17 protein-coding genes, 3 pseudogenes and 1 riboswitch are annotated in these 25,293 nt (G+C 37.9%); of the genes and pseudogenes, 9 read left to right on the forward strand and 11 right to left on the reverse strand.

Translation table 11 applies throughout. From position 1 onward, the window contains the following. The first annotated feature begins 280 nt into the window (after positions 1 to 280). The 5 genes and pseudogenes from ACFILY_RS07300 (at position 281) to ACFILY_RS07320 (ending at position 4,005) form a co-directional block, all read left to right on the forward strand. A complete protein-coding gene (locus ACFILY_RS07300; protein WP_375612302.1) occupies positions 281 to 673 on the forward strand; it encodes a Fur family transcriptional regulator in 393 nt (130 codons plus the stop codon). Positions 674 to 846: 173 nt separating this feature from the next. Continuing rightward, a pseudogene (locus ACFILY_RS07305) lies at positions 847 to 1,005 on the forward strand (HlyD family secretion protein); the annotation flags it as partial. After that, positions 1,002 to 1,145, forward strand: a pseudogene (locus tag ACFILY_RS07310) (transcriptional repressor); the annotation flags it as partial. The pseudogenes ACFILY_RS07305 and ACFILY_RS07310, both read left to right, overlap by 4 nt. A gap of 173 nt (positions 1,146 to 1,318) precedes the next feature. Then, positions 1,319 to 2,413, forward strand: a complete 1,095-nt coding sequence (locus tag ACFILY_RS07315) for an HlyD family secretion protein (RefSeq protein WP_273791456.1) — start codon at positions 1,319 to 1,321, stop codon at positions 2,411 to 2,413. A 20-nt stretch (positions 2,414 to 2,433) separates the two neighbouring features. Beyond that, positions 2,434 to 4,005: a DHA2 family efflux MFS transporter permease subunit gene (locus ACFILY_RS07320; protein WP_273791457.1), complete on the forward strand. Its 1,572-nt coding sequence runs from the start codon at positions 2,434 to 2,436 to the stop codon at positions 4,003 to 4,005. Between the two features lie 1,141 nt (positions 4,006 to 5,146). Here the strand turns inward: ACFILY_RS07320 and ACFILY_RS07325 are convergent. The 3 genes from ACFILY_RS07325 to ACFILY_RS07335 form a co-directional block, all read right to left on the reverse strand. Beyond that, a complete protein-coding gene (locus tag ACFILY_RS07325; protein WP_273791458.1) occupies positions 5,147 to 5,731 on the reverse strand; it encodes a GNAT family N-acetyltransferase in 585 nt (194 codons plus the stop codon). 74 nt (positions 5,732 to 5,805) lie between these two features. After that, positions 5,806 to 6,939: a type III PLP-dependent enzyme gene (locus tag ACFILY_RS07330; RefSeq protein ID WP_273791459.1), complete on the reverse strand. Its 1,134-nt coding sequence runs from the start codon at positions 6,937 to 6,939 to the stop codon at positions 5,806 to 5,808. A 1,241-nt stretch (positions 6,940 to 8,180) separates the two neighbouring features. Continuing rightward, a complete protein-coding gene (locus ACFILY_RS07335) occupies positions 8,181 to 9,098 on the reverse strand; it encodes a rhodanese-related sulfurtransferase (RefSeq protein ID WP_273791460.1) in 918 nt (305 codons plus the stop codon). Positions 9,099 to 9,213: 115 nt separating this feature from the next. On the opposite strand from ACFILY_RS07335, the gene eda reads away from it, so the two are divergent. Next, positions 9,214 to 9,879 carry a bifunctional 4-hydroxy-2-oxoglutarate aldolase/2-dehydro-3-deoxy-phosphogluconate aldolase gene (gene eda, locus ACFILY_RS07340; RefSeq protein WP_273791461.1) on the forward strand — a complete coding sequence of 222 codons (666 nt, stop codon included), beginning with the start codon at positions 9,214 to 9,216 and terminating at the stop codon, positions 9,877 to 9,879. On the opposite strand, the pseudogene ACFILY_RS07345 reads toward eda, so the two are convergent. Both ACFILY_RS07345 and ACFILY_RS07350 read right to left on the reverse strand, forming a co-directional pair. Beyond that, positions 9,869 to 10,291, reverse strand: a pseudogene (locus ACFILY_RS07345) (ferredoxin--NADP reductase); the annotation flags it as partial. The gene eda and the pseudogene ACFILY_RS07345 overlap by 11 nt on opposite strands. Positions 10,292 to 10,310: 19 nt before the next feature. Next, a complete protein-coding gene (locus tag ACFILY_RS07350) occupies positions 10,311 to 11,138 on the reverse strand; it encodes a ferredoxin--NADP reductase (protein ID WP_273791462.1) in 828 nt (275 codons plus the stop codon). An 803-nt stretch (positions 11,139 to 11,941) separates the two neighbouring features. Here ACFILY_RS07350 and alr point away from each other — a divergent pair. Then, complete coding sequence (alr, locus tag ACFILY_RS07355; protein ID WP_375631503.1) at positions 11,942 to 13,057, forward strand: alanine racemase; 1,116 nt, start codon at positions 11,942 to 11,944, stop codon at positions 13,055 to 13,057. A 1,541-nt stretch (positions 13,058 to 14,598) separates the two neighbouring features. On the opposite strand, the gene gcvP is transcribed toward alr, so the two are convergent. The 3 genes from gcvP to gcvT are packed head-to-tail and all read right to left on the reverse strand — an operon-like array spanning position 14,599 to position 18,887. Beyond that, positions 14,599 to 17,394: an aminomethyl-transferring glycine dehydrogenase gene (gcvP, locus tag ACFILY_RS07360; protein ID WP_375631509.1), complete on the reverse strand. Its 2,796-nt coding sequence runs from the start codon at positions 17,392 to 17,394 to the stop codon at positions 14,599 to 14,601. Positions 17,395 to 17,399: 5 nt separating this feature from the next. Further along, complete coding sequence (gene gcvH, locus ACFILY_RS07365) at positions 17,400 to 17,768, reverse strand: glycine cleavage system protein GcvH (RefSeq protein WP_375631501.1); 369 nt, start codon at positions 17,766 to 17,768, stop codon at positions 17,400 to 17,402. Between the two features lie 6 nt (positions 17,769 to 17,774). Continuing rightward, on the reverse strand, positions 17,775 to 18,887 hold the full coding sequence (gene gcvT / locus ACFILY_RS07370) for a glycine cleavage system aminomethyltransferase GcvT (protein ID WP_375631499.1): 1,113 nt from the start codon (positions 18,885 to 18,887) through the stop codon (positions 17,775 to 17,777). A gap of 136 nt (positions 18,888 to 19,023) precedes the next feature. Then, positions 19,024 to 19,121: riboswitch (glycine riboswitch) on the reverse strand. A gap of 448 nt (positions 19,122 to 19,569) precedes the next feature. On the opposite strand from gcvT, the gene ACFILY_RS07375 reads away from it, so the two are divergent. After that, positions 19,570 to 20,232 carry an LON peptidase substrate-binding domain-containing protein gene (locus ACFILY_RS07375; protein ID WP_273791465.1) on the forward strand — a complete coding sequence of 221 codons (663 nt, stop codon included), beginning with the start codon at positions 19,570 to 19,572 and terminating at the stop codon, positions 20,230 to 20,232. 13 nt (positions 20,233 to 20,245) lie between these two features. Further along, on the forward strand, positions 20,246 to 20,452 hold the full coding sequence (locus tag ACFILY_RS07380) for a Trm112 family protein (RefSeq protein WP_375631497.1): 207 nt from the start codon (positions 20,246 to 20,248) through the stop codon (positions 20,450 to 20,452). 2,331 nt (positions 20,453 to 22,783) lie between these two features. Here ACFILY_RS07380 and ACFILY_RS07385 read toward each other — a convergent pair. The 3 genes from ACFILY_RS07385 to ACFILY_RS07395 form a co-directional block, all read right to left on the reverse strand. Further along, positions 22,784 to 23,563 carry a hypothetical protein gene (locus tag ACFILY_RS07385; RefSeq protein WP_375673303.1) on the reverse strand — a complete coding sequence of 260 codons (780 nt, stop codon included), beginning with the start codon at positions 23,561 to 23,563 and terminating at the stop codon, positions 22,784 to 22,786. 113 nt (positions 23,564 to 23,676) lie between these two features. Beyond that, the gene (locus ACFILY_RS07390) at positions 23,677 to 24,255 is read right to left on the reverse strand and encodes a hypothetical protein (RefSeq protein ID WP_375637773.1); all 579 of its coding nucleotides are present in this window, start codon (positions 24,253 to 24,255) and stop codon (positions 23,677 to 23,679) included. Between the two features lie 81 nt (positions 24,256 to 24,336). Then, positions 24,337 to 25,170 (reverse strand): hypothetical protein, encoded by an 834-nt coding sequence (locus tag ACFILY_RS07395; protein WP_375637772.1) that lies wholly within the window; start codon positions 25,168 to 25,170, stop codon positions 24,337 to 24,339. Positions 25,171 to 25,293: the final 123 nt, after the last annotated feature.

Genomic DNA, 25,293 nt, shown 5'->3' on the forward strand with positions numbered 1-25,293 from the left:
TTTAAATAAAATAACCCAAACATTTCCAATAAAATATTGTAACAAAAAATCCTATTTCAAGACATTATTGGAAAAATAAGAAGCGTATAAAAGTTTCTTGCTGGATAGCAGCGGCTTTCAGATTATAATACCCCTCCCCTCACAACGGTTGCAACTTTTCTTACATATCGCAATGATGTCATGTAAACGGCTAAAGATTAGAGTACATATTCTATAATCACCATTGCATAAATATCTTACACGCTTTATGCTTTTCCATGGGAGCAAAAGGAAGATGTCCATGTCATCTAAACTGACGCGTAACCAAACATTGGTTTTAAATACTTTAAAAAATGCAAAAGGGCCTTTAAGTGCTTATGCGATTCTCAATCACTTACGCGAAGAAGGTTTTCGCGCACCTCTCCAAGTTTATCGTGCGTTAGAAAAACTCGTACAGTTAAAGTGTATTCATCGTCTTGAAAGTGTAAATGCCTTTATGGTCTGTTTACACCCTGAAAACTGTCAACATGAACTTACAACGTTTATAATTTGCGAAAACTGTGGCACAGTCAACGAAATACAAAATCAAACGATTGTATCAAGTTTAAAACAGATGGTTCAAGCGGTTGACTTCCAAGCACACAAAAGCACCCTAGAAGTACGAGGTCTTTGTAAAAAATGCGCAATAAAATAAGACATCTAACTTGAAAATAAGATCTCTAACTTGCAAGTTTATATATTTAGTATTATGTAGCAGGGATCGCCTTATTGTTGGAAAAGCTCTTATCGTCCGTGCATATATCACCCTACCCTAGAGTGAGAGGCTTATTATACTCGTTAGAACATAAATATTGAAAGTATAAAATCATGTCCGTATCTGAGACCATTTTTTCAACAAAAAATCTCGATAAAATGAAACGAAAAAAAGTAATCAAAGCTCTTCTTATCATCTTTGCGCTTTTTGTACTTTGGTTTAGCTATAAGTGGACGACGCAATGGTGTTATATGCTGTCCACTGAAGATGCCTAAACTGTGGCACAGTCAACGAAATACAAAATCAAACGATTGTATCAAGTTTAAAACAGATGGTTCAAGCGGTTGGCTTCCAAGCACACAAAAGCACCCTAGAAGTACGAGGTCTTTGTAAAAAATGCGCAATAAAATAAGACATCTAACTTGAAAATAAGATCTCTAACTTGCAAGTTTATATATTTAGTATTATGTAGCAGGGATCGCCTTATTGTTGGAAAAGCTCTTATCGTCCGTGCATATATCACCCTACCCTAGAGTGAGAGGCTTATTATACTCGTTAGAACATAAATATTGAAAGTATAAAATCATGTCCGTATCTGAGACCATTTTTTCAACAAAAAATCTCGATAAAACGAAACGAAAAAAAGTAATCAAGGCTCTTCTTATCGTCTTTGCGCTTTTTGTACTTTGGTTTAGCTATAAGTGGACGACGCAATGGCGTTATATGCTGTCCACTGAAGATGCCTATGTGCAAGGAGATATAGCCGCTATTGCGACTAAATTAAATGGATATATTGAAAAAATTGCCATTAAAGCCAACCAAGTTGTAAAAAAGGACGATGTTTTATTTTACCTAGACAATGGTGATTATCAAATAGCCTTGGATCAAACAGAAGCGCATCTTAACACACAGAAAAAAACACTTCTACGCATTGATGCGCAAATCACAGCCGCTCGTAGTTCTTTAGATGATGCAAAAGCACAAAAAGCAGCCGCTTCAGCCATAGCAACCAATGCACAACTCACCTTAAAACGTGTAACAGAACTGAAAGCCAATCGTTATGCTCCTCAATCCAATGTTGATGATGCCAAATCCGCTTATGAACAAGCCATTGCGAATGTTAACAGAGCGGATGCAAAAATGGCTTCAGCACGTGCAAATATCCGAGTGCTAGAAGCGCAACGAAGTGAAACAGAAAGCGAAACAAAGAGTTTAGAGCTCTCGCGTAAAAAAGCACAACGTGATCTTGATTCGACCATTATACGAGCGCCATTTGATGGAGTTATAGGAAATTTAACAGCAAAAACGGGAGATTTTGTTGTAAATGGCCAACGTCTTGCGGCGTTAGTCCCCATACATGCACTTTATATTGAAGCAAACTATAAAGAAACACAGCTACAAGACATTCATACCGGACAAAAAGCTTATATTTCTGTTGATGCCTTCGAAGATGATGTTTTTACAGGAACAGTGCTTTCTATTTCGCCCGCAACAGGCGCTGTTTTTTCTCTTCTGCCTCCACAAAATGCTACCGGTAACTTTACAAAGATTGTCCAGCGCATTCCCGTACGTATTTCTATTCCAGAAGAAGTCTTAAAAACCGGACATATCCGAGCAGGAATGAGTGTTTCAGTGAAAATTGATACACGTACAAAGCCACAAGATAAAAGTCTCTTATAAAAAAAGTAGAAGATCTTACTATGACATCTTCCATACCAGAGCTCATACAGTCTCAAGAACGCATAGGAATGCGCAAAATTGTAGTTTTTATTGCTATGTCTTTTGGCATGTTTATGGCAATCTTAGATATCCAAATCGTTTCCTCTTCTTTAGCTGAAATTCAAGCGGGTCTTACAGCAAGCTCTGAAGAAATTTCATGGGTTCAAACCTCCTATCTCATCGCTGAAGTCATCATGTTGCCGCTTTCTGGATTTTTAGGAAGATTGCTTTCAACACGTGTTTTCTTCACCATATCAGCGATCGGGTTTACGATTACTTCTGTTCTTTGTGCAACAGCAACATCTATTGGAGAGATGATTTTGTATCGCGCACTACAAGGTTTTATTGGTGGAGGAATTATCCCAAGCGTTTTTGTCGCCTCTTATGTTCTTTTTCCTCCTTCCAAACGCCCAATTGTTACCCCTATTGTTGGACTAGTAGCAACATTGGCCCCCACCATTGGTCCAACCGTGGGAGGCTATATTTGTCATCTTTCATCATGGCATTGGCTCTTTCTCATCAATGTACCCTGCGGGATTATCATCTCAATTCTCGCTTGGAAATTAATTGATTTTGATAAAGCTGATCCCTCTTTAATGAAGAAGTTTGATTGGTTAGGATTCATTTCTATGGCTACTTTCTTGGGAACTTTAGAGTATATTCTAGAAGAAGGAGCACGTCATGATTGGCTGAGTGATACGCTGATTCGGGATTTGTTCATTACCATGATTCTTGCTGCAGCCTTATTCTTCTGGCGTGCTTTTACAGTAAAAGAACCCATTGTAGATCTCTCTACTTTTTCTAATTTTAATTTTTCAGCTGCATCCATTTTTTCCTTTTCATTGGGAATAGGCCTTTATGGACTCACGTACCTTTATCCTGTCTATTTAAGCCAAATCCGCCACTTTGATGCCCTCATGATTGGAGAAACATTGTTTCTTTCAGGATTCGTCATGTTATTAACTGCCCCGCTTGCTGGATTTCTTTCAGCACGAATGGATGCACGTTTAATGATGGCAATAGGACTTTTTGGTTTTGCAATAGGTATTTGGATGGCGAGCTCTATCACAGATAACTGGGATTTTTGGCAGCTTTTTTGGCCGCAAGTTTTCCGTGGTGCTTCTGTAATGTTATGTATGGTTCCTATTAATAATATTGCCTTGGGAACACTCCCACCAGAACGGATGCAAAATGCTTCCGGACTCTTTAATCTCACCCGGAATCTAGGTGGGGCTGTAGGGCTTGCCATTATCAACACTCTCATAACAAAACGCACAGACTTCCATCATGAACGAATAGCCGAAACTCTTAACTACGCAAACAGACAAGCAACTGAAATGCTTTCAAATCTTACTGTATTATTCAAAACAGAAACCTTTGATTCCTATACTCTGGCTCTTTCTCAATTGTTTGGTATGGTACGCATACAAGCAACCATTATGGCTATTAGTGATATTTTCTTTATCATAACCATCATTTTTGGTGTTTTGACATTTATGACCATGTTTCTCAAAAAAATACCACCTCTCATGGATTCACCACCAAATCACTAAACTTAATTAAAATTGAGAAATATTTTTTATCCTTATCACTTTGCTCGTTTCCTATGCACTTTATCTTGTCTCAAGAGACAGTATAAATAAACATATGATTCTAAATGATTCTTCTGATAAAAATTCTTTTAATGCGGGCTCTTTCCGCACTTAAAAACAACTTCTCGCATACAAAAATTGTTCTAGATGATAATAAACAAAGAGCTTATCTAAAGTGCTCCACACCATAAAGATAAAGCAGCCATTTCTATAAGATTTTTGATTTATCACCATAGGGTAAAAAACATTAAATCTCTCATCTATCTACCCCCTTTTTACGCTACTATCCTCATAAAAACTATTTTGTTAAGATTCTGTGCCCTTCACTCTTTTGATTCTTACAAGAATATTCATAAAAGATTTATGATTCTTGTGATTTTTATTCACGCACATATTTCTCTTATAATGTGTAGGATAACGTTTTTTTGATTCTGAATGCAAAATTTTACATGAGAAAATCATTTTGTATTTGATACTCTCATGCCAATTGCAAAACGATTTACCTTTATAGCAAAAAAGTAATGATATATTTTTTTCAAAAAAGCTGCTTTTAAACATGTAATTTTATTTTTTTACACTCTTTAAAAAAAGCTGATACTTACAATTTTGATTCTACTGCTACATATTTTTCTTTCTTAAGCCCCTTCTCTTTCAACAAGAGCTGAAATGGTATAAAATTTCTCAAAATATCTCTCTATTGAATCAATCAAAACCATTCCCTTGCACATAAAAAGCAAAGAAATAAAAACTGTTTAAGAAAAAAGTAAAATATCCAACCGTTTTGATGCAAGATTTATCAACGATATTGAAAACTGGAAAACTGTATGATGATAGCGACTTTAAAAGAACACAAGACAACTCAAAAATCCGGTTCCTTCAGTATTATAAAATAAGACACTATTTCAAAAAATGAGCTTAAAATATATTCTTACTCACTTAACTGAAATTATCAAAAATAAGAAACCAGCCCCATAAAGAAAAAGCCATATAATAAAATCGCAATACAACTCCCCAAAACTTTGTACCGCTAAATACCTTGGCACTGTCAAAACGGTATGCTCTTCTCAATGGCAGCTGCTGAAAAACGAAATAAACACTATCTTCAAGCGACTTTATGATGCTGAAAACGATTTGAAACTTCTCGTTCTCCACTAGGAACCAAAGTGCCATAACACCCAGAAAGATAATGTGGTATCAGTTCCAACGCTTGAAAGCGATGTTTTTCGTAAGGACCAGGCATTGCCAAATTTTCTGTTAAACTATTTGAAAAGCCAAAACGTTGATAAAATTCAAAATCCCCTACCAGCAAAATGGCGCCATATCCCAATTTTTTTGCTGTTTCAATTGCATGGCGGACTAAAATTGATCCTATTCCCATACCAGCACATTCAGACGCAACAGCCAAGGGGCCTAAAAGTAAAGCATGTTGTGTTTCATTTTTTTCTTTAGAAAAAGAAACATGCCAAAGACGGACACTTCCCACAAGCTCTCCAAGCACATTTTTAACCACAAAAGAGAGCCCTTGAGCAGCCAAACGACCACGACGTAAAACCTCTGATGATTTACGTTTACGTCCATACCCCATCATTGAATCAAGCAAATTTTCTCGATAAGGCTTATCGGCTTCTTGCTCCAATAAAAGTGTAAAACATGCCCCATCTTTTGTTTGAAAATTAATCATGTTCATCTCTATAACCGCCCTCTTACAGCGCCATGACGAGCATAGCAAAAAATCTAAAAAACTATAGTTAAAAGGAAATGTCAGATCACATATGATCGTAAAGGCTCAAAACCATTAAAAGCAACCGATGCGTAAGTTGTTGTGTAAGCACCCGTTCCATGAATCAATATTTCATCTCCTATCGTTAGGGATAGAGGAAGCGGATAAGGTGTTTTTTCATAGAGAACATCTGCCGAATCGCATGTCGGTCCAGCCAAAATACAAGGCTCCATCACCTTATCATCATGAGGTGTCTCAATAGGATAACGAATGGCTTCATCCATAGTCTCAGCAAGACCATTAAATTTCCCAATATCAAGATAAACCCATCGTACATTATCGTTATCAGCTTTTTTAGATATTAGAACAACTTCTGTACGAATAACACCAGCATTGCCAACCATCGCACGTCCTGGCTCAATAATCGTCTCAGGGATACGATTACCAAAATGCTTTTTCAATGAATCAAAAACTGCTGTACCATAAGCTTGTTCTGTAGGGACATCTTTCAAATAACGCGTTGGAAAACCGCCCCCCATATTCACCAACCTTAGTGAAATTCCTTCTTGTTCCAAACGCTTAAAAACTGTAGAAGCATCCGATAAAGCACGATCCCACGCACTCAAATCAACCTGCTGAGATCCAACATGAAAAGAAACACCATAGGCTTGCAAACCCAATTGGTGTGCCCGTCTTAGAACATCAACCGCCATATCTGGAACACAACCAAATTTGCGTGACAATGGCCACTCTGCACCTTTGCCATCGGTAAGAACACGGCAAAAAACACGTGCTCCTGGAGCAACACGCGCAATTTTTTCCACTTCTTCAACACAATCAACAGCATAAAGTGAAACTCCCAATGCATATGCTCGTGCAATATCACGCTCTTTTTTAATCGTATTTCCAAAAGAAATACGCTCTGACGTTGCTCCTGCTTTTAAAGCCATTTCAATTTCTGCAACAGAAGCCGCATCAAAAGAAGATCCTAAAGAACTTAGCAAACGCAAGATTTCAGGAGCTGGATTTGCCTTTATTGCGTAAAAAATACGAGACTGCGGCAGAGCTTTTTCAAAATTTAAATAGTTATCACGAACAACATCAAGGTCAACAATTAAGCATGGACCTTCAGAACGATGTGTTGCAAGAAAATCGCGAATACGTTGCGTTGCCATCTGCAATTCTCCTTGAGGGAACGCTCCCCCACTCTATGCTTAGACAGCCAAAGCTGCCAAAAGCTAAAGGACAAAAAACACACAACAACCATCCCCATTCTGATTACAAAAAACCAGAAATTAGCATTGCATGCTGCGAAAGAACAGCGCGAAACCGCGTTATTCTATTTTATATGCCTTTTTGATTGGAGTTGAGAAAACCACTTCCGCACTGAAGGCAATGAGGTGTGCCTCTATAGTTATCCCAGCATTTAAAAGCTGGAAGACACCAGAAAGGCCCGCACCGTCGTTGCTTCAAGATGTCCTCATTCTTGCAATTGGCTGTAAGAATGACTGGAGCGGTTAGTTCCAGGTACCGTACCGGTTAATCTCACCATTTGAGAACCAGCGGACACCCACAGGCACGTGCGACTTTGGGCAAGGCATCCTATAAAACGAATTCTTTCTCATTTCAATCATTTTTTTAATTTTAAACATTTTTTAATTCTTAAAGATAAAATGATGCGAAAAAACAACACTCTCCCCCACCAAACAAGGTCATTCATCCACTTTCATGGGATCACTCCCCTCATGTAAAACAGAATACCCCAAACGGAATATAGTTGGGTTGTATCTTCACGTACTTTCTTTAAAGAAACATTTCTTAAAGTGCTCGAGCCAACTTCACACCAGCGCCCATAAATGATAGAATAGTACCCCCAATAAAATAATATAAAATCTATTGAACCCACTATTTTTAGGCTTCATAAAAGAGCAAGCTGATCATCATCACACACTAAGCCCCCAATGTTGTGACAGCCCTTGACATTTGAGACGATTAATAAGAGGCACGTCCTTCTTGTATTGTTTTACTCCACGTGACTTTCCCCGCTTGTAACGTGGAAGAGATATGGTTTTTATTGATTCAACCATAGAAACAGGCTTGGAATGAGAGAATTCTGACGATATTTAGATCTCTTATTCAAGATGTAAATAGCCAATTATTATAAATCAATGTGCTAAATTGTTCGTAAATGACTTTTCTATTTTAAAATGAAAAGTATTTGAAATACTCAATCCTATAAAGTCAAAGAAAGTAAACAATCTATAATGATTACTTATAAGTCAAATAATTTAACATAAACAAAAAGACCGAATAATATCCGGTCTTATAAAATATTTTTCTACTAATATTAAAAAACTCTTCTCTCTTAAATTTAAGAGAAAAACGCTACAATTTAAAGCCCTACACTGCGATATCCTTATGTCCCTTGATGAGAATCAATTGCACGCAACTTCAACAATTGAAACTGCCTATGGCGCTCACGAAAGCGCTCTCTATCGGCTTCACTACGCGTGTTATAACAAGCATCACAGGAAACACCTTCCTCATAATGAGGCGATAATTTGCTTTCAGCATTAAGAGGAGAACGACACGCGCGACATAATTCGCGTCCACATTCTTCAAGACCATGATGAACAGAAACACGCTCATCAAAAACAAAACACTCACCCCACCATAAACTTTTCTCTTTTGGAATTTTTTCTAAATATTTGAGAATACCTCCTTTTAGATGGTAGACTTGCTCATAACCAAGATCACGAACATAAGCTGTTGATTTTTCACACCGAATACCACCTGTACAAAACATGGCAATTTTCTTTTTTTTCTTTAACTCAGCCTCATGTTTACGCACCCATTCAGGAAATTCGCGAAATGTTTTAATCTGCGGATCAATCGCTCCTTGAAAACTCCCTATTGCATATTCATAATCATTACGCGTATCGATCAAAATTGTCTCTTCATCTTGAATAAGAGCATTCCAATCTTCAGGATCCACATACGTACCAACAACTTTTAGCGGATCAACCCCTTCAACCCCCATTGTCACAATCTCTTTTTTCAACCGCACTTTCATGCGATGAAAAGGCATTTTTGATGCCCATGAATATTTAATCTCCGGCGTTTGAAACGCTGGTTCAGCCATAATAAAGTCCACCAATGCCTCAATTGCCGCACAAGAACCAGCAACTGTTCCATTAATTCCCTCTTGTGCTAAAAGCAGAGTGCCTTTGATATCCTTTGCTTGACATAATTCCTGCAAAGGTTTTTGTAATTGATGATAATGTTTCAAATCTGCAAAGCAATAAAGTGCAGCAACTTTAAAATTCTTTTCCATGTGTTTTGCCATAACGCGCGTTTCATTCAATTTCAAGATTTATTCATGTACTCTTTAACATATTGTGCTTAATCAAACGATACAAACAATATCATCTCCAAGAAGAAAAAATATCATGTGCCAAAAAAGAGAAAAGCTTTTATTATATCTCCAAGGACAAACTGTTATACCTGTTTTGCTCATTGACAATCTACAAAGTGCTGTACCCTTAACACGCGCTCTTGTCAAAGGTGGATTAAAAACAATTGAGATCACCTTGCGAACACCAAATGCCCTCAAAGCAATTCAGAAAATTACACAAGAAGTCCCTGAAGCAATTGTTGGAGCCGGCACAATTCTCAACACAACACATTACGAAAAAGCCGAACAAGCTGGAGCCAAGTTTATTGTAAGCCCCGGATTATCCAATGAACTAATCAATTGTGCAAAAAATAGTGAAATTCCCCTTCTTCCCGCTGCAATGACCCCAAGTGAACTCATGCAAGCATTAAACAAAGGCTATTCATATCTTAAATTTTTCCCTGCTGAAGCTGCTGGAGGTATTTCCTTCATTGAAGCTTTAGCATCTCCCTTCTCTGATATCCGGTTTTGCCCAACAGGCGGTATTACACAAAAAAGTGCAACACAATGGCTCCAACTGCCCAATGTCTTCTGCGTTGGTGGTTCTTGGATAGCGCCCCAACAACTCATTGCAATAAGTGATTGGGATTCGATTACTGCATTAGCATATACCGCATCACAACTTCCCTCTCCCTCGAAAAAAGCTCTTTCTACAATCTAATATAAAGTGCAAGAATATCAGCCCCTTCAACAAGACCAAAGCTTTCACACATCCTTACGCAATCTTTTAACATTGCCATGGAACCACAAATCATCACCCGATCTTCATCAGGATGAATTTTGGGGAGTGCTATTGTTTCAAAAAAGCTCCCACTCTCCATAACAGTCGTAATACGCCCCATATGCTCAGAAAGCTCACAAGTAGTCATAGGATAAAATTTCAACTGTTGTGCATATGCCCCAATGAATGAATCTTGTTGCAAAGAGAAAACAAGATCTTTTGCACAAATTAACTCATTCTTTTCGCGCGTTATTTAAATAAGAACAACTTCTGAAAATTTTTCATAAGTGTCAGAATCACGAATAAAGCTTGCAAAAGGAAAAACCCCGTACCGGTTTGAAAGAAGATAAAGCACCAATTTTCCCACCTAATTACTCCACAAAAGCGCGCTCTACAACATAAGTAGCAGGAGCATTATTGGCCCCTTCAACAAGACCAAAGCTTTCACACATCCTTGCGCAATCTTTTAACATTGCCATGGAACCACAAATCATCACCCGATCTTCATCAGGATGAATTTTAGGAAGGCCAGTTGTTTCAAAAAAGTCCCCACTTTCCATAACAGTCGTAATACGCCCCATATGCTCAGAAGATTCACGAGTAGTCATAGGATAAAATCTCAACTGTTGTGCATATTCTCCAATGAGTGGATCTTGTTGCAAAGAGGAAACAAGATCTTTTGCATAAATTAACTCATTCTTTTCGCGCGTTGTTTGAATAAGGACAACTTCTGCAAACTTTTCATAAGTTTCAGGATCACGAATAAGGCTTGCAAAAGGAGCAATTCCCGTCCCAGTTGAAAGAAGATAAAGACGTTTTCCAGGAATAAGAGCATCAAGAACCAGCGTTCCTGTAGATTTTTTACGCATGAGAACTGTATCACCAATTTTAATTTTTTGGAGATGCTCGGTTAAAGGTCCCCCTGGAACTTTTATCGAAAAAAACTCAAGCTGTTCATCCCAAAAGGGGCTTGCAATCGAATAAGCGCGATAAATCGGCTTTTCTGCATTTGGCAAACCGATCATAACAAACTCACCCGAACGAAAACGAAAACTTTCCGGACGATTCAGACGGAATTTAAATAACCGATCTGTGTAGTGACAAACCTCTTGGACAGTAAGGGCGAACACATTCTCAGGAATCGGAAAATTTGCAACGCTGCTGATGCTTGACGGAACATTGGTAGCAGACGTATTCATACTCTTCCCTATATTTTATTGAACGTTAAATTTCGAATCCTTGACGTGATATAGTACTTGCACAACCATCTGCCAACAATTTTCTTAAAACAAAAGCCTCAAGGTTAACACTTTTATGTCAAAATTAAATAAATGAATCTAGCGCGCTCTATCAGCGATAAAATTGATTTCACTTAAAACCAATCAAAGACTAGAAAGTAAATATTGGATACCCAATCCATCTTGAAAAGAAATAATATCCAAATCAACGGGTTTTCTAAGTCAACAGTTTTTAATGTATCAGAAAATGTTTACACACTGTTTTCCATTTAACAAAAATAATTTTAAGTGCATAAGACGACATCCAAAATTGCACAGATAAGTGATCTTTCCCCTCATGGTAAAAAACTTGTAATGCATTGATTTAACGTGGTTAATTTAATCATTTTATCTTCTCTGAATAAGCAGCCAGTGCAATATTTAATCAAAACAATCGCACCAGCAACAACAGCCTAATATTGCACTCTTCAAAATGATACAATACAATAAACTATGTTTATTTTTTATATGCCTAAACTAGGGAAAATAAGTAAAAAGTTTATGTTTTACAAATTATTAGAAGATACCATGTTGATAACAACACAAATAAAACTAAAGTATCTCTTATATCCAAAGTAGCATTTTACATAAAAAACGACTTTAATGGCAGTATAGGATTCTTATGATTTTGACCATAGAAAATAGTGCCTTTCCCTATATCGTAAAGAACCTCAATGAAATAACCAAAAAAACCCGTATTTCACGAACACAGATAAGCTTTTAAAATGAAAAAATCCGTTAATGATGAAATAGATACATCACTCTATGCAGCTGTAGCAACCGTCGATGTCAGTGCCATTGTTGCCAATTATATCACTTTAGCCAAACGTGTAGCTCCAACGCAATGTTCAGCAGTTGTAAAGGCAAACGCCTATGGATTAGGAGCTCACAAAATTGCTCCTGCCCTTTATCAAGCTGGTTGTCGCACTTTTTTTGTCGCCCAAATCATAGAAGCACTCCAATTAAAAAGCATTTTACCATCAAATGTCACGATTTCCCTTCTGAATGGACTTCCACACTTAGCAGAAGAGTTTGTCGCACAATCTGGTATTGTTCCTGTTCTAAACTCTTGGAATGCCATTGAAAATTGGCAAAAAATTTGTCAAAAAAAAGATAAAAAATTTCCAGCAATTGTTCAAATCGATACCCATATGAACCGATTAGGACTTAATCAAAAAGAATTACAAAAACTCATCAAACACCCTACAATTTTCGAAAAAGCAGAAATAAAATATATTCTTAGTCACCTTTCTAACGGAGAAGATGATACCCACCCATCAAATTATGCCCAATTGACTGCTTTCAAAACGATCCTTGCACAACTGCCTGCTTGCAAAGTTTCCTTTGCCAATTCTGGAGGTATCTTTCTAGGATCAGATTTTTATTTTGATCTTGTTCGTCCCGGTATTGCACTTTACGGAATCGCCCCCCAAGAAAAACACACATCCCTTCTAAAACCTGTTTTAAGACTTGAAGCCCAAGTCATTCAAAGCCGCGTTGTTGATATAGGAGCACCTATTGGTTATGGAGAAAGCTTTATAACCAACAGACCAAGCACTCTTGCAACCATTTCTATAGGCTACGCAGACGGCTGGCTCCGTGCTCTTTCGAATAAAGGAACAGTTTATTTCAACGGGCACAAACTTCCCATGGTTGGGCGGGTTTCTATGGATTCCATTATTGTAGATACGACCGATCTTGAACAAAAACCTCAAACAGGTGACTGGGTAGAACTCATTGGCCCCCATCAAACACTTGAAAAAGTATCTATAGATGCCGATACCCTTCCCAATGAAATTCTAACATCTCTTGGCTCCCGCTATAAATACATTTACACATAAAAACTCTTAAAAAAAATAAATTGATAAAAATCATCCTTTTAGAAAATTGAGGGGCTTTTACAAAAGATTTTACAACAATCAACCACATAGAATGGTCATAGACACCGTGCATTCACAGAAATCTCAAAACAGACAAGTTGATGGACTGTTTTATGGAAGTAGCTTTCACCCAAAATACAAAAACTTAGCCTTTCCCCATAAATTGACAAAAAAGCATCTACTACAAAGTTTTTAAAATTAACTGCCCAATTAAAATCATTCGCTTGCATACCACAAGCTGAACTATGTGTAGATAAAAATGATTTAAGAAAAGAATAATGCTTCTAACGAACCGCCTCAAATACCAAGGGCTGTAAGCAGCACCCACGAGCTGGAAAAGTGTATGATAGTGCCAATTTCCTTCTTCATAGAGCGTAAAGATAGTGGGGAATCAATGGATTTACCCTTACACCATTCACGAGCGCCGTCGCGAAATGGGATTGGGAGCGAAGTGTCTCTTTAAAACAAACACGTGAATTAACAACTCAAGTATATTCTTTTTGGAGCGTTCTGTTTTACATGAGGATCATTCCCCCACTAAAGAACACAATAAATATAAGGTATGGAGCAATGTGTAATCCCCATTATTAAAAAAATATTGCTTTAAATGCTTTTGAAAGCCGCAAAGCTGAATTAAGAGGAGATGACAAACTGAGGATTGATTTTCACCTTTACGGCTTTACATTTTCCCAAAATTAGATTGTCTTCCAGTTTCAAAGGTTACGTCAACAGAAATACACAATCCCCCCGCCCTCATCTGACAGACAAAAGCAGGAACGACTCATAAAGCTCTTTTTTTCTCAATCTCTAACTTAAAACATGTCGCTGCGTTAAGTTTGGATGTTGATTTACAGGTAACAGCGAAAGAACACGAGCTCTTAGAAAAACAGCGCCGTAAAGTCACAAACTGACTTGCAATGAAGTGGAAAGATGTGCCGGCTTTTATAAGACCCCTTGTAAAAAACAACCATAATACATTTGGCTTTGCGTTTGCTCATTCTGACAGGTGTTCTTACATATTTTTGCGTCATATTTATAAAAAGCAGATTAAAGAGAAATATTTAGACAATTCTTGACTCGAAAAGATACAACAACAGAGTTTCGCGTGTCTTTATCATCAAAAACACTAAAATTGATTTTATTCTTTCTACAACCGGTCGTCGTCACCTTAGTGAGAAGTAGTATATCACAACACATGCAACAGACGTGCCCCTATCCTCATAGGTTTCACTCTCGTTTACATGAATTAGCTGGCTAGACCGATGCCGACTAGTCACTAAAACCATGTCATACAGTAGAAGACAAAGGAGAGCATGCCTATTGCCGACAAAACACAGCTTTTTTGTCGACTTTTTCGATTTTGCTCATGTTGTAAAAAAACAATGCAAAATTCTAGAAAATAGACAAATAACGCCATCATGATCAACAAGTAAAAAACCCACACAAAATGTGTGGGCTTTTTTTGTTTATGCAAATAAATAAATTAAATACATATTTGTTATTTAATAGGTATTTCCCAATGGCGGGCACGAACAAATGAGCATTCTGTCTCCCGCAACATTATCAATACGCGATACAGGAGGCCAATATTTATTGGCTGGATCAAGAGAACTGTTGGGAAAAGCAGCTTCTTGTCGCGAATAGGGTCGTGCCCAAGCATCATCTAAAGTATCTGCCACTGTATGAGGGGCATTCACCAATGGATTATTGTCTTTTGGCCAAACCCCGCTACCAACTTTCTTAGCTTCTTCAGCAATAGAGAGTAAAGCATCACAAAAACGATCAATCTCTGCTTTTGGTTCTGATTCCGTTGGCTCAATCATCAAAGTTCCCGGAACAGGGAACGACATCGTGGGCGCATGAAATCCATAATCAATGAGACGTTTTGCAATATCATCAACACTCACCCCATACTGCTCTTTCAACACGCGTGTATCCACAATACATTCGTGCGCAACACGTCCATGCTTGCCCCGATAAAGAATGGAATAAGCGGCTGAAAGACGTGCAGCAATATAATTGGCATTTAAAATGGCTATTTGTGTTGCATATTTTAAGCCATCAGCCCCCATCATTCGAATATACATCCATGTAATCGCAAGAATAGATGCACTTCCATAAGGAGCAGCAGAAACCGCATGTGTTGTCCCATCCTGTTCATGACCTGGTAAGAATGGTTTGAGATGCGCAGCAACTCCAATTGGTCCCATACCAGGACCACCACCACCATGAGGAATAGCAAATGTTTTATGAAGATTCATATGACAAACATCAGCGCCAATATCCGCAGGACGAGCAAGACCCACAAGGGCATTGAGATTAGCACCATCAAAATAAACTTGTCCGCCATTTTCATGAATAATAGAACAAATTTCCTTAATGCTTTCCTCGTAAACACCATGGGTTGAAGGATAAGTAATCATGAGAGCAGCCAATTTATCTTTATGCAATTGCGCTTTCATTTTGAGATCGTCTACATCAACATCACCATCGCTTAAACATTTTACCACAACGACTTCCATCCCTGCCATATGGGCCGAAGCTGGATTGGTACCATGCGCAGATGCAGGAATAAGACAAACTGTACGTTGATGTTCTCCCCGTGATTGGTAATATCGTCGGATAGCCAAAAGCCCAGCATATTCACCTTGAGCACCAGAATTTGGCTGAAAAGAAACTTGCGCAAATCCTGTAATTTCGCACAACCACGCATTTAACTGATTGATCATCTCCAAATAACCCGCTGCATCCTCTTGTGAAACAAAGGGGTGTATATTGGCCATGCTCGCCCAACTTACAGGCATTAGTTCAGCCGCGGCATTAAGCTTCATTGTACAAGAACCAAGAGGGATCATAGCACGGTCCAGCGCCAAATCCTTATCCGCCAAACGACGCAAAAAGCGCATCATATCTGTCTCTGAATGAACAGCATGAAAAAAAGGCTGAGAAAGAAAAGCAGCATCCCGTTTTTTTCCATAGAGCTGTGGAGAAACCTGATCGCCTAATTGTGCCCCAAAAAGCTGCGCTAAAGCACCAGCATCTTCTTCTGTCGATAATTCATCAAAATTGATTGCAATAGTGTCATCATCGAGAACACGAATAAGGCGTCCACCTATTTTGGCTTGATGCGCAATCTCTCGCGCTTTTCCCTTAACAGAAATACTCACACAATCAAAAAAGCTTTTCCCTTCAACATGAACCCCTGCTGCTTCTAAACCAGCAACAAAACGACATGTTAAATGATGAATTCGCTGCGCAATTTCTTGTAAGCCTTTTGGCCCATGCCAAACAGCATAAGCGGTTGCCATATTAGCCAATAAAGCCTGCGCTGTACAAATATTTGACGTCGCTTTATCGCGCCGAATATGTTGTTCGCGTGTTTGCAAAGCTAAACGAAAACCAACACGCCCTCTCGTATCCACGGATTGACCAACAATACGCCCTGGAATAAGCCGCGTTAACGCATCACTCACGGCAAGGTAACCAGCATGTGGACCACCAAATCCCATCGGAACGCCATAACGCTGCATAGAGCCAACAACGATATCTGCCCCCCATTGAGCCGGTGGCTCCATAAGGGTAAGCGCTAAAGGATCAGCCACAACGATAACTAAAGCTCCCTTTTCCTTTGCCTCTTTTATGATCTCACTGTAATCATGAAAAGCACCTTTTGTATCTGGCCAAGATAAAACAATTGCTGCTGTATCAGAAGCAATTTCGCCATTTTGGCTAATCTGAATCCCTTGTGTTTCAGCACGCGTTTGTGCAACACTCAAAATCTGAGGATGTAAAAGACTCTGAAGAGAAATTTTTGTTTTTTTCTCACGGAAAAAGCGAAAAGCAAGGGCATTGGCTTCAGCTAAAGCAGTTGCTTCATCAAGAAGAGAAGCAGCAGCAACAGGCAAACCTGTTAGTTCACTAACCAATGTCTGAAAATAAAACAAAAGTTCTAAACGACCCTGGCTAATTTCTGCTTGATAAGGCGTATAAGCAGTATACCAAGCCGGATTTTCAAACAGATTTCGTAAAATAACCGGAGGCACATAAGTTCCATGATATCCTTGTCCAATAAAACTTTTGTGCACATGGTTACGCTCCATCATCTTGGAGAGTTCTTCCAAGGCTTGTCCTTCACTAGCAGCCTCTGGAAGATTCAATGAACGTCCCAAGTGGATAGAGTGTGGAACAGCTTGAGAAATGAGTGTATCAACACAATCAAGCTCTAAAACATCAAGCATTTTTTGTGTTTCATCAGGACGAAGCCCAATATGTCGAGAAGAAAAAGAACGCTCGATCATGCCACTCATCCAATCAAAGCCTTATAAGCATCTTTATCTAACAACCCTTCCAGTTGTGTCTCATCCTGCAATGTCATTTTCCATAACCAGCCTTCTGTTTCGGATTTCTGATTCACCAGTTCAGGATTATCAGCCAAGGCTTCATTTATTTCGACCACTTCACCATCAAGAGGAGCATAAACATCTGAAGCCGCCTTCACTGATTCCACAACAGCCGCCGCCTCTCCTTTGGAAAGTTTTGTTCCACTTTGTGGTAAATCAACAAAAACCAAATCCCCTAATTGCTCTTGCGCATAATGCGTAACCCCAACAGTCACCACTTGCCCTTCAACGCTAAGCCATTCATGGTCTTGTGTAAAATAAGTTTTAGACATAAAAAATCATCCTTTAAAATAACGTTGTTCAACAAAGGGAAGTGAATGAACTGATAGTACAATCTTTTTGCCTCGCAGTTCTGTAAAGACTTGTGTCCCTTCAACTTTAAAATCAACAGGAACATAACCCATCGCGACAGGACCATCAAAAGAAGGACCAAAACCACCTGATGTTACAACGCCAATCTCATTACCTTGATCATCAAGAAGTACCGCACCGGCACGAATAGGTTGACGCGTTTGCGGTTTTAATCCAACACGACAACGAGCAGGTCCTTTTTGCAGTGCTTCAAGAAAAGCTTTTGCACCATAAAATTGTGCTTTTTCTCGAACATTTTTAGGAACAGCCCATATTAGAGCCGCATCAATAGGTGTCGTATCAGGGGTAATATCATTTCCATGCAAACACAGCCCTGCTTCCAACCGCAAGCTATCGCGTGCTGCAAGTCCAATCCACTCAACACGAGAATCACTCAGCAATTTTTCAGCCAACATATGCGCATGCCCTATAGGCAAAGCAATTTCAAAACCATCCTCTCCCGTATAACCAGAACGCGTTATAAACCAATCCTGCTGTGGTTCGAATCCTTGCATAAAGAACAATTCATTCCCTGGTAAATCGGCATCAGCAAGAACAGCTGCCGCTTCAGGACCTTGAAGAGCAAGCAATACCCTTTCAAGGGCAATCACTTGACATTCAAAATCAACCGCACGCTTTTCCAATTCTACAAAATCAGCCTGTGCATTCCCAGCATTGGCGACCAACATAAAACGGCCCTCTTCCAAACGGGTAATGATAAGATCATCAAGAATACCAGCCTGCTCATTAAGCAAATAATTATACCGTGAATGCCCAATCTTTAAAGCTGCTGCATCAATGGGAAAAGCATAGGACAAAAATTCCACGGCTTGTGCCCCTTCAACAGCAATCAATTTCATATGAGAAATATCAAAAAGTCCTGCATGTGCACGCGTATGAAGATGTTCTTTCAAAACGCCAAGAGGATAAGTTAAAGGCATGTTCCAGCCCGCAAAAGCACCAAATTTTGCTCCTGCTTTTTCATGCAAATCATATAAAGGAAGTGTTTTTAAAAAAGATGTTTCTTGTGTTGTGCCCATAATAACTCCAAAGCTGCGCTAACGCCCACAGAATATGGCCGTCTCTGCCCCCTCTGTCATCAACCTGAGAGACTCGCGAAAAGATTTTTCGCTTACACCTTCGGCGCGGGTTCTCCCGACTTTCCAGATCTGCCTTCTTCCTTTTACGGTCCTTAAAGCCTGAGAGATTATGGGCTATTTCCCCTTCGGCGGCAATGCGAAAATTTGCAATCTGCACTCTCCCGCAAAAGAATGAAAGAAACAATAACGCTCTTTCCAGCATATTTTAACCTATAGCCTATCTTTATCACACTGTCATTAGTAAAGTGATGAAAATGTTCTCATTTTAAAACTTGCATAAGCTGCTTCAAAAGATTTATAATAGTGTCCTTTTGAACCTTACAAAAATTGCAAGGAACACATTTTAGGAAATTTAAGACAAAAATCAAAAGCTATAAACAAAAATACCTCTTGAAAATCATGCAAAACGTCACACACTAAAAAGATCGCAAAGCAATATTCTTTCGCGCGCAGTTCAACCTTAAAGATAGGGTTTCATATTCTTTTTTAGAATTAAGGACTTCAAGTATTTTATAAGTATGATTTTAATGCACAAGAAGTGGTTTTTCTGCTTTACTCCATAGTGTCATAAATTGCGACTATCTACAGACTAAAACTACCGAACAAAGGTGACAAAATACTCATGAAAGCTGGTAATATCTCTTACAATTGCGAAAATGATCTTCCAAAGCAAATTGCTCTTTTTCCTTTAGAAGGTGCACTCTTACTACCCGGTGGTTTTTTATCACTCAACATTTTTGAACCAGAATCACTTGAAATGATTGAAAACGTTATGGTAACTGATCGTCTATTGGGCATTATTCAACCACTTTCATCGGATACAGACCGCTTCTCTACACAACTTTATAAAACAGGCTGTATAGGGCGCATTACAAACTACAGTGAAACAGGAAATGGACAACTGTTCATTATCTTACAAGGTGTTTGCCGCTTCACCTTAGAACAAGAATTGACAAACACAAAATCCTATCGAACAGCTCTCATCCAATCAAACATAAAAGACTTGCAAGAATTTGATATTGAAGAAAACATTAACCGAGAGAACTTACTCGACGTTGTAGAAAAATATCTAACCATACATGAAATGGAATATAATTGGAGCAGTATCATAGAAGCCCCTACACCTATATTGGTTAATGCTTTTTCAGCCCTTATCCCCTTTACACCAGCAGAAAAACAAGCTCTCCTTGAAGCTCCAGATATCGAAAGCCGTGCCCAAACTCTTCTTGCATTAACAGAGCGCTCACTCATGAAACAAACAAGAACAGATTACCGCTTAAACTAATGAATGTCCCAACATGAAAAAAATGACCACAGATCCCAAAATGCTCGAATTGCTCGTCTGCCCAATAACGAAAGGCACTCTCTCTTTCAACCGAAAAACACAAGAACTCATTTCTCTCAAAGCCAAACTTGCCTATCCTATTCGTGATGGCGTTCCCATTATGCTTGCCTCAGAAGCGCGCCCTTTGCAAAACAATGAAGAAATAACGCATAAAAAATAAAAAACCCTCATGCAATTTTCCTCTACAAGCCCACTGCTATCAATCCTCTATCAATATGATATCTCAATATCTACGATTTCTGAAAAAAGAGTTTTACAATAAAGATATTTATATCGCTTTACACCTTGTAACAAAAGCCAAAAATATCATCAGATTTATCTCATTCCAGCCTGTTCATACTGAAGCAATCAAAACCATTCGCTTGCACCACACAAGCATCTGAACAAAAACAATTAAAAAAGGGAATAAAAATGGCTCTTCTGAACTTCTTAAAAGCAAGAATTATAATAACATTTTGAACCAACTCAGGTAAATGAAATTTATTTATTAAATATAAGATTGTTATATTTCATGAACTTTACGTTATACCCTTCACGAGCAACATGTTTGAGATACCTCGATTTAAGATGAAGAAAAACGATAAGCTGTATCATCTTATGTATACCATATCGGGACAAGAATATTTATCTGTTTGTTTACTTTTCAAAGCGGGGAAACAGCCTAATTTTGGGGAGAAAACATAAAATCGTAAAGGAGAAAATCACCCCATTACCTTGCCATCACCCTTTAATTTCGCTTTACAATTTTTACAAGTATCTAAAGTATCTCAAGCAATATTTTTATGTATAATATACGCATTAATTACGTGAAAACTTGAAAAAACAAACAAGAAACACTGTTGTAATTTCAATTGACGATTGAAAGTCATTGCCTTATGAAGGAGGCTTGTGTTTTTGGTTGTATACGCGATAATCAAATAGGGTCTGGAAGCCCGAAAAACTCAAACTAGAAATAAAACCGCTTTTGCGGATATCCCGGAATTTCCGAGGGCTCTTGTTATGTCCAAGTGCTTTCAGCACTAAAAGCAAGGGGCTGTTTTGAGTCAGCACTTCCAGACCCCGGAAACGCTTATTCCATAAAAACATAATAAATTCAGTGTGTTATATGCAATTATTTTATATGAATCCACTTAAGAATCCACACTTTTATACATGATCCATTTGACCCTTTTTTATATAAGATTGCCATGTATAAATAGACCCTAAAAAGCTAAGCATGATGCAAATATTATAACGCATGTGTGCATTCAGACGAAATGAAAAGCCGATATCATTCATAACAGTTTATAAATTTTATGATACGTTTTTATCACAGCACAAATTACACTGTTAAAAATTTAGTTGTTTGGAATTATCGATAACATACGTTTAAAGATCACATCTTGTTTTAATGATTGGATTGTTAATCCCATGATAAAAACATAAAATTACAGTTCTCAAAATTGAGAAGCGTAAAATCTAAAGATGTTATCGCAACATTAGATTATCCTATAAGAAGGTAATCATTTAAAACTTTTATAAGCTTATAGGTTTAATTTATAAAGATTGCATAAAAGGATTTAAAGACAAGATCGCTTTTAAAAACGCTTTCTAAAAATTTAGAACGATAAGTAAGAAGCATAAATATAGTATCATCACAACAGCTATGCTAATTTTAAAAACGAAACTGTATTCGCTTCCACAAAAAAATGGAAACGAACAATGCAATAGCAGTAAAATACTATCTACTTAGACATGGTACTAGAAAACGTTTTAAAAGTTACCGTTTAAAAGCACAGAGCCAAATATGGACTGAGTGATTTACTCACCCCAAAATTGGGGGCAGCTATTGAGACAAAGATAAGCAAGCAAAATTCAAAAATATTTAACATTATAAGGCATGGGATTTTACTTAATTTTGCTAGCCAAATATAGAGCGATTAATTTGCAAAGAAGTTACATTTGAGTGCAAAATGAAAATACGCTTATGAAAGCTTTTCTAAATGCACGTTTAAACGTTTGAAACTGATGTTTATAACAGTTTTTAAAGCCTTGCGTTTGATAAAATAGGTTGTTTATTGTCTTATGAGAGATGGTTTTGAAAACCAATGCTCGTAAATGTAAAAAACGGGTTTTGTTAAAGCTACCAAGCGTTTTGATAATGTGCTTAAGATAAAGACGTTATGATTGATACGTTTGATAGCTATGAAAGCGTTTATAGGCTCTATAATTCAAATGAGTGCTTAAAGATCATACGCACATTTACGTTCCTTTTGATAAGTTTTCATATCTCTCATAGAGCGCTTGCAATATGATACGTTTTGTATATATGCATTCATTACTCCATTGTGGATGATTCATTTTAATCATTAGAATAGACATTTGAAAGCCGCGTCATATCACTTGGCACGGCTTTTTTTTTTATTTTACCCTCTCTTTTATGATATGTTTATAGCAATGCATTTTATATGCGTTTATAACCATAAAGAATGCACGCCCCCCACGCCGTTCTTTATTCTGTTTTATTAGTTATATTGACAACATTATCGCTTTCATAAACCTCACAATTTTTTGGAACCAACCTTACTTTGCTTTTTTTGTTGATTTTTGCATTGCCATAAGCACGCCCCCAGATTGTTGCACAATATGAGATTTTAGCATTGCCATAAACAGAGCCATAAATCTCACAAGAGCCACTCACACAAGCATTCCCATAAACCTTGCCATAAATTTTTGCACGACCATTAATAACAGCATAATTATAAATTTTTGCATGGCTATAAATACAAGCCAAGCCAGAAACCTTGGCATGACCATAAACGCGTGCATAACTAAAAACCGTAGCATCATAAGAAACATGCGCATGGTCATAAATATGAGCATCAGCAAGAACGCGGGCACTACCATTCACATGAGCATTACCATAAATATTGCCATAAACATGAGCATTGCCATAGACAAAAGCATGGTCATAAACTTTAGCATATTGAGAGATAAAAGCTTTTCCATAGACTTCAGCATTGCCATAAACTTGACCACAGACTTGAGAAAAATGGCGTATTTTTGCATTTTCATACACTCTTGCATGACCATAGACACAAGCCTCATCATACACCCAGCAATTACCATCATGGGATAGGTTAACTTCCTTTTCAATAAAGCCGCCTAAGGACCCCGCCTTTACATCATCAAAATCTTTTAAAGCTTTAATGCGATAAAGGTTTATAATATTTCGAGTAAGAGCATGTTTGATTTTTTTGATTTCACTGGTTAATTCATATTTTTTGCACATAGAGATACCCTCACAATTTAATGTGATAAACGTTTTCTAAAATTTGAAATGGGAAAATTTGAAAGAGGGGCGCCCCCGCCGCGCCCGTGCTTTCATTTACACTGCTTTATTGATTAGACCCAGACAATCTCTAATTCACCATAAGGAGAGAGACGTTCAGTATAGGTTTTTATTTTAGTAGACCCGCCGACATTTTCACGAATAACAGCAATGCCATGAATATTGGCATTTTCATAAACATGTACGTTATTTGCTATACGAGCGTTTTCATAAACCCTAGCATTGTCATAAACATAGGCATTATCATAAATAATAGCCTTGCCATACACATGAGCATTACCATAGACACGGGAATTATCAGAAATAACAGCATTGCCATAAACATGGGCATTATCATAAACATAGCCAGCAATGATAGCATTGTCATAAACCCGCGCATGACCATAGATATGACCACAAGTGACAGCATTGCCAAAAACTCTTGCATTTTCATAAACGTGACCATTTTTAAACACAAGAGCCTCATCATACACCCAGCAATTTCCCTCATGAGAGAGGTTATCTTCCTTTTCAATAAAGCCACCCAAGGCACCAGCTCTAACATCAGAAAAGTCTTTTAATGCTTTAATGCGATAAAGGGTATGATTACCAAATACACGCGTTTCATTTGTGAGTGCAAACTTCTTTTGCATAGCACAATTCCTTCATAAAGAGATTTAAATTTTTAAATGAGATATTTAAAGGAGGGCGCCCCCGCTGCGCCCACGCGTTATTTAAGCAGCGTCTTTTAGTGACTGATTATCATCACAGATATCATTACGAATTTTTGCACGGCTATTGACAACAGCATTGCCATAAATTTGCACATGATGATCAATATTTGATTTGCCATAGACCTTGGCATTATCATAAATCCTTACAAAGCAACCAACACGAGCCGAGCCAGAAACCTTGGCATAACCATAGATACTTGAATAATCCTTAATCCAGGCATTACAAAAAACATGGGCATTATCATAAACGCGCGCCCAGACATAAATGCGTGACTTGCCATACACATGGGCATTGCCAAAAATATAGCCACAAACATAGGCACTTTCATAGACACGGGCATTGTCATAAACCTTGGCACCATTAGAAATAGTAGCATTATCACTAATTACGGCATTACCATAAACATGCCCACAGACCTTAGCGTTATCATGAATTTTTGCAATATCATAAATATGAGCGGTTGTATCAAAAACCAATGCCTTGCCATTAACGATAGCATTGCCATACACCTTGGCACCTCTAAAGATTTTAGCGTCATTATAAATTTTAGCATTTTCATAAACAGTTGCATTGAAAAGAACCGCGGCATTATCATAGACCCAGCAATTGCCATCATGGGATAAGTTACTTTCATTTTCAATAAAACCGCCGAGGTCCCCCGCCTTAACATCATCAAAATCTCTTAGAGCACGTATACGGTGTAAAGTAAGACCATCAAAAGTGAATTTTTCATTGGTAAATTCGTATTTTTTTGCAGGCTCTTGTTGATTAACAGATGTGATTTCGTTTGCAATATTAGAGATAACGGGGATGTTTTTTACTGTATTTTTCATAATTAAACCTTACTGATTAAATGTTTGTTATTGACACCTCTATAGAGGCGCCGGGTGCTAACAAACACGGCAGTAAGTCCGTCGTTACACTTTTCCCATAAATGGGTATTGTATGGTGTAACT

The sequence above is a fragment of the Bartonella sp. CL25QHWL genome (assembly GCF_042195335.1).
Classification (GTDB): Bacteria; Pseudomonadota; Alphaproteobacteria; order Rhizobiales; family Rhizobiaceae; genus Bartonella.